General features: G+C 58.2%; 4 protein-coding genes. 1 reads left to right on the top strand and 3 read right to left on the bottom strand.

Annotated features, from left to right (window positions below):
* Positions 1-146: 146 nt before the first annotated feature.
* Positions 147-935, top strand: a complete 789-nt coding sequence (pcaD, locus tag QN399_RS01790; RefSeq protein WP_323566326.1) for a 3-oxoadipate enol-lactonase — start codon at positions 147-149, stop codon at positions 933-935.
* Between the two features lie 76 nt (positions 936-1,011).
* On the opposite strand, the gene adeC is transcribed toward pcaD, so the two are convergent.
* The 3 genes from adeC to QN399_RS01775 are packed head-to-tail and all read right to left on the bottom strand — an operon-like array spanning position 1,012 to position 6,773.
* A complete protein-coding gene (adeC, locus tag QN399_RS01785) occupies positions 1,012-2,472 on the bottom strand; it encodes an AdeC/AdeK/OprM family multidrug efflux complex outer membrane factor (RefSeq protein WP_330200479.1) in 1,461 nt (486 codons plus the stop codon).
* Entirely contained in the window at positions 2,469-5,609 is a 3,141-nt protein-coding gene (locus QN399_RS01780; protein WP_322217872.1) for an efflux RND transporter permease subunit, read from the bottom strand. Before QN399_RS01780 ends, adeC begins: the two co-directional genes overlap by 4 nt.
* Before the next feature lie 3 nt (positions 5,610-5,612).
* The gene (locus QN399_RS01775) at positions 5,613-6,773 is read right to left on the bottom strand and encodes an efflux RND transporter periplasmic adaptor subunit (protein WP_322181657.1); all 1,161 of its coding nucleotides are present in this window, start codon (positions 6,771-6,773) and stop codon (positions 5,613-5,615) included.
* Positions 6,774-6,910 lie beyond the last annotated feature (137 nt).

Raw genomic sequence — 6,910 nt, 5'->3', positions numbered from 1 at the left:
TGTGGGCGAGCGTTTTCTTGTTCCGCCGCCGCCGCCCTAAACACCCGGGTTTTTTCAATCACTATAATTTAACCACCCGCGCGCGCCCGGAAGGGCGCGCGTCATTTAGATTATGCGTTCATGTAACGTGCCCGAAGGAGGCTGCTGTGGGATTTGTACAACTTGCCGATGGTCAACTGCACTATCAACTTGATGGCCCGAAAGATGCGCCGGTACTGGTCTTGTCCAATTCGTTGGGCACCGACCTGCATATGTGGGACACCCAGTTGCCGACCTTCGGCAAATACTTCCGTGTCCTGCGCTACGACACCCGCGGGCACGGTCGCTCGCTGGTGACGCCGGGCCCCTACAGCATCGAACAATTGGGTCAAGATGTGCTGGCGTTGCTCGACGGGCTGAAGATTGAACAGGCGCATTTTTGCGGTTTGTCCATGGGCGGCCTGATTGGCCAATGGCTGGGTATCCATGCCAACGAGCGGCTGCACAAGCTGGTGCTATGCAACACCGCGGCTAAGATCGGCGGTCCCGAGACCTGGGATCCGCGAATTGAAACGGTGCTGCGCGATGGCCCGGCGGCTATGGTCGCGTTGCGTGATGCGTCAATCGCACGCTGGTTCACGCCTGAGTACGCCGCCGCCAACCCGGATCAGGCCAAGCGCATTACCGATATGCTCGCGGCGACTTCGCCCGAAGGTTATGCCGCAAACTGCGCCGCCGTGCGCGATGCGGATTTCCGAGAGGATCTGGGGTCGATCAGCGCGCCGACACTGATCATCTCCGGTATCCACGACCCGGTGACGCCGCCTGCGGGTGGGCGTTTTATCCACGACCATATCGATGGCGCCGAGTACGAAGAAGTCCACGCGGCGCACCTGTCCAACGTAGAGGCGGGCGAGGTGTTTACCAGTCGGGTGTTGGCGTTTTTGTTGAGCTGAGCAGGATTGAGGCAACTAGGTTTCAGCACCCCATAAAAAACCCACCAGACGGTGGGTTTTTTATGGGGTGCTGAAACTAGAACAGTCTGGTTTCAGGCACGTCGCCGGTCGCAGGTTTGGCCTGTCCGGTCTGTTCGTACCAACCGCCACCCAAGGCTTTGTACAGATTGACCTCGCTGACCAGTTGCGAGAGGCGATCAGTGATCAATGACTGTTGCGCACTGAACAGCGAGCGCTGGGCGTCGAGGAACGTCAGGTTGCTGTCGATCCCGATCCGGTAACGACGCTCGGCCAAACGGTAGTAGTCCTGGTTGGCAGCAACCAGATCACGCTGGGCCTTGAGCTGGTCGTTGTAGGTCTGGCGCGAGGCCAGCCCGTCGGAGACTTCCTGGAACGCGGCCTGAATGGTCTTTTCGTAATTGGCGACGCCAATGTCTTTCTGGATTTTGGAGTAATCCAGGCTGGCACGCAGGCTGCCCGCGTTGAAAATCGGCAGATTGATTTTCGGCGAGAACAACCAAGTGCCCGAGCCGCCATTGAACAGCCCGGACAGATCAGGGCTGGCAGTGCCGGCACTGGCTGTCAGGGTGATGCTTGGGAAGAACGCGGCTCGCGCTGCGCCGATGTTGGCGTTGGAGGCCTTGAGCTTATGCTCTGCTTCAAGGATGTCCGGGCGCCGTTGCAGCAAGTCCGACGGCAAGCCCGCCGGCATTTTGCTGAGCAGATCGGCACTGAGCGGCTGGCTTGCAGGCAAGTTGGCCGGGAGGCCGGTGCCCAGCAGCAGCGTCAGGTTGTTCTGGTCTTGAGCGACCAGCCGTTGGTATTGCGCCAGTTTGACACGGGCACCTTCAACCGATGTCCGTGACTGGCTCACGTCCAGCGCAGAAGCGACGCCGACTTCATTGCTGCGGGCGGTGAGCCGGTAGCTCTCTTCGAACGCTTTAAGCGTGTCCTGAGTCAGCTTGAGCTGTTCCTTGTCTGCCTCCCATACTAGGTAGGCATTGGCGACGCTGGCCACCAAACTGATCTGCGTGCTGCGGCGAGCTTCCTCGCTGGAGAAGTAAGTCTCCAGCGCTTGCTCGCTGAGGCTGCGTACGCGGCCGAACAGATCCAGCTCATAGGCGCTGATGCCCAGGGTCGCCGAGTATTGACTGTTGATGCCCGCTTTGCCGCTGGTGGATAGGTCGGCTGGAACGCGTTGACGGCTGCCGCTGCCATCGGCCGAAACGGCCGGGAACAGGTCGGCGCGCTGAATGCGATATTGCGCACGGTAGGCGTCGATGTTCAGAGCCGCGACACGCAGGTCGCGGTTGTTGACCAGCGCGGTCTCAATCAGCTGTTGCAGGGCCGGGTCTTGAAAAAACTGACGCCAGCCTTGTTCGGCAGCGGCGACTGCGGCCGATTCAGTTGGCGAATAAGCCGGACCTTGTGGCCATTGCGCCGGCACCGGCGCTGCTGGCTGATTGTAATCGGGGATCAACGAGCAGCCGCCAAGAATGAACGCGGTGACTGCCAGAGCGATCAGGGACTTGCTCATTGGCCAGCCTCATCGTGTGGAGTTTCTGTCGGTTTTACCTTGCTTTTGAACAGCGAGGATATCGAAACAAAGAACAATGGCACCCAGAAAATCGCCAGGACCGTGGCCGTAATCATACCGCCGATTACCCCTGTACCGATCGAGTGCTGGCTGCCCGAGCCTGCACCCGTGGAAATCGCCAGCGGGACCACACCGAGGATGAACGCCATGGACGTCATCACAATTGGCCTCAACCGCATGCGGCAGGCTTCAATCGCCGCTTCGGTATAGCTTTTCCCCTGCTCATGCAGTTCCTTGGCGAACTCGACGATCAGAATGGCGTTCTTCGCCGACAGACCGACGGTCACCAACAAGCCCACCTGGAAGAACACGTCGTTGGACAGGCCACGCATGCTGGTGGCTATCAACGCACCGATAACCCCCAGTGGCACCACCAGCATGACCGAGATAGGAATTGACCAGCTTTCATACAAGGCTGCCAGACAGAGGAACACCACCAGCAGCGACAGGGCGTACAGCGCTGGCGCCTGAGAACCGGACAGACGTTCTTCATAGGACAGGCCGGTCCATGAGTAACCGATACCGGCCGGGAGTTTTTTGATGATGGATTCGACTTCGTCCATGGCCTGCCCGGTGCTATAGCCCGGTGCTGGCACACCCAATATCTCTTCAGCGGTTACGCCGTTGTAACGTGACAGTTTCGGCGAGCCATACACCCACTTGCCACTGGCAAAGGAGGCGAAGGGCACCATCTCACCGGTAGCGTTGCGCACATACCACTTCTTCAAGTCTTCAGGTGACATCCGGCTGCCGGCTTCACCCTGAACGTAGACCTTCTTGACCCGACCGCGGTCGATGAAGTCGTTGACGTAATTGCCACCTAGCGCAATCGACAGCGTGGTGTTGATGTCCAGCATCGTCACGCCCAAGGCATTGGCACGTTCGTCATCGATGACCAGTTGGTACTGGGGCTCATCGTTCAGACCGTTGGGGCGCACACCTGCAAGAATCTTGCTTTGGGCGGCCAGACCGAGGAACTGGTTACGAGCCTCCATCAGCTTGGCATGGCCGAGCCCTGCCTGATCCTGCAGGTAAAGGTCGAAACCCGTGGCGTTACCCAGTTCCAGTACCGAGGGTGGAACGACAGCGAATGTCATCGAGTCGCGGAAGCTGAAGAAGTGTGCCTGGGCACGCTTGGCCAGCGCGAACACGCTGTTCTCGGCCGTGCGCTCGTCCCATGGTTTAAGCATGATAAACGCCAGGCCCGAACTTTGGCCGCGACCGGCGAAGTTGAAGCCGTTCACGGTGAACACCGACTTGACCCCTGCGCCTTCCTTATCGAGCAGGTAGCTGCGCATATTGTCGAGTACGGTTTGCGTACGCTCTGAGGATGAGCCCGCGGGTGTCTGCACCTGGGCGAAGATCACGCCCTGGTCTTCTTCTGGCAGGAACGCGCTCGGGATGCTGTTGAACATCCAGACCATCCCGGCAAAGATCAGCGCATAGGCCAGATAAGCCGGAGTTTTGTGCTTGATCATGTTGCCGACGCCGCGCTCGTAACTCAGTACGCTGCGGTCGAAGGTGCGGTTGAACCAGCCGAAAAAACCACGCTTGGGTTGACCGTGTTTTTCGTGGTCAATCGGTTTGAGCAGGGTTGCACACAACGCTGGCGTGAAGATCAGGGCAACCAGCACCGAGAGCGCCATGGCTGAAACGATGGTGATCGAGAACTGTTTGTAAATCACCCCTGTGGAGCCGCCGAAGAACGCCATTGGCAGCAGAACCGCCGACAGTACCAAGGCAATACCGACCAGAGCCCCTTGAATCTGACCCATGGATTTTCGCGTGGCGTCTCTGGGTGACAGTTTTTCTTCGGCCATTACCCGTTCGACGTTCTCCACCACCACAATCGCATCGTCCACCAGCAAGCCGATGGCCAGCACCATGCCGAACATGGTCAGGGTGTTGATGGTAAAGCCCGCCGCCGCGAGGACACCGAACGTACCGAGCAAGACCACGGGCACGGTCATCGTGGTGATGATCGTGGCCCGCAAGTTCTGCAGGAACAGGTACATCACCAGGAACACCAGAACGATGGCTTCGACCAGGGTGTGGATTACACCCGAGATCGATTCAGTGACGACTGGCGTGGTGTCATACGGATACACCGCTTTCATGCCAGGCGGAAAAAAAGGTTCCAGTTGGGCAATCGTGGTGCGGATCGCTTTCGCGGTGTCCAGTGCGTTGGCGCCAGTGGCCAGTTTAATGGCAAGGCCGGAAGCCGCTTTGCCGTTGAACTGGGCACTGACGCTGTAGTTCTCGCCCCCCAGACCGACGCTGGCGACATCTTTCAGGCGTACCTGGGAGCCATCAAGGTTGACCTTGAGTAGGATTTTTTCGAATTGTTCGGCTGTTTGCAGACGGGTTTTGCCAATGATGGTGGCGTTCAGTTGTTGGCCGGGAAGCGCAGGCAGACCACCGATCTGACCCGATGAAACCTGAACGTTCTGTGCCGTGATAGCGGCTTTAACGTCCACCGGGGTCAGCTGGAAGTTGTTCAGCTTGGCCGGGTCCAGCCAGATACGCATGGCGTACTGGGCACCGAAGACCTGAAAGTCACCGACACCGGCGGTCCGTGAGATAGGGTCCTGCATGTTCGACACGATGTAGTTGGCCAAGTCATCCTTGGTCATGCTGCCGTCTTCGGACACCAAACCGACGACCATCAGGAAGTTTTTCACCGCCTTGGTCACACGAATACCTTGCTGCTGCACTTCTTGTGGCAGCAGGGGTGTTGCCAGGTTCAGTTTGTTCTGGACCTGAACCTGCGCGATATCAGGGTTGGTGCCCTGGTTGAACGTCGCAGTGATGGTCATGCTGCCATCGGAGTTACTTTCAGAACCGACATACCGCAGGTTGTCGATACCGTTGAGTTGTTGTTCGATGACCTGAACCACGGTGTCCTGCACGGTCTGTGCGGACGCACCTGGGTAGGTCACCTGGATCGCGATGGCGGGCGGTGCAATGGCCGGGTATTGGTTGATCGGCAGTTTGAGGATCGAGAGTGCCCCGACCAACATGATGATCAGGGCAATTACCCAGGCAAAGATTGGACGGTCGATAAAAAATTTCGACATGAATTACTCCCCTTTACTGCTCGCGGCTTTTTCAGTGGCCGGTGCAGGTGCCGGGTTTGTTGCCTTGACGTTGGTCGCTTCGGCGACCTTCACTTCAGCGCCAGGTTTGACGTACTGCAGACCTTCGGTAATGACACGGTCACCCGGGTTCAGACCGCTTTCGACCAGCCAGTCGTTGCCAACGGTGCGCGAGGCCACAAGGGTGCGCAGTTCGACCTTGTTGTCCTTGTTCACGATCAGCGAGGTCGGCGTGCCTTTCAGGTCACGCGTTACGCCCTGTTGCGGAACCAGAATCGCGGCTTTGTTCACGCCAGACTGCAGTTGAGCATGCACGAACATGCCTGGCAGTAAGGTGTGAGCCGGGTTCGGGAACTTGGCGCGCAAGGTGACGGAGCCTGTGGTCTGATCGACCGAGACTTCCGAGAACTCCAGTTTGCCTTCAAGTGGATAGGGGCTGTTGTCTTCCAGGGTCAACTTGACCTTGGCCGCGTTTTCTCCGGCTTTTTGCAGTTGGCCGCCTTCAAGTTCATGCCGCAGCTTGAGCATGTCGGTCGAAGACTGGACAACGTCGACGTAGATCGGGTCTAGTTGCTGAATCACTGCCATGGCGTTGGTCTGGGCGTTATTGACCAGCGCGCCTTCTGTGACGGCAGAGCGGCCGATACGCCCGGAGATCGGGGCGAGCACTTTGGTGTAGCGCAAGTTGATCTGAGCGGTCTGCAGGGCTGCCTGTGCTTCCAGGGCGGAAGCTTGTGCCGTGTCGTATTCCTGGCGGCTCACCGCCTGCTCGTTCACCAACTGCTTATAACGATCAGCCAGCGATTTTGCCGACTGCAGGGTCGCCTTGGCACTGTTGGCCGTCGCTTCGTAAAGCGCCGGGTCGATCTGGTAAAGCTGCTCGCCAGCCTTGACGTCACCGCCTTCAGTGAACAACCGCTTGAGAATGATGCCGTTGACCTGAGGACGCACTTCAGCAATGCGGTACGCCGTGGTACGGCCCGGCAGCTCAGTGGTCAGGGTATAAGCTTGCGTTTGCAGGGTAACGACACCGACCTGAGGAGGGGGCGGCGCTGGCGCAGCCTCTTGCTTTTTATTGCATCCGCTGAGCAGTGTTGCCAGGGCGACGGCAGTGACCAGAACGGTAACAGCTGGCTTGAATTGCATGAAGATCCTCGGCTCAGGAGCTTGAGTTGCTCAAGAAAGTAAAAAGGTGAAAAAAGGGGTGACTAGATAAGTAGCATGCTAAGGAATATACTTACGTTCATGGTTGTTTGTAAATACCCTGCACTGCGACACTCCAG

It is taken from the genome of Pseudomonas sp. 10C3, from assembly GCF_036346185.1.
Classification (GTDB): domain Bacteria; phylum Pseudomonadota; class Gammaproteobacteria; order Pseudomonadales; family Pseudomonadaceae; genus Aquipseudomonas.
Note: the sequence above shows the minus strand (reverse complement) of the source record. Positions and strands in the feature narration are given on the sequence as shown.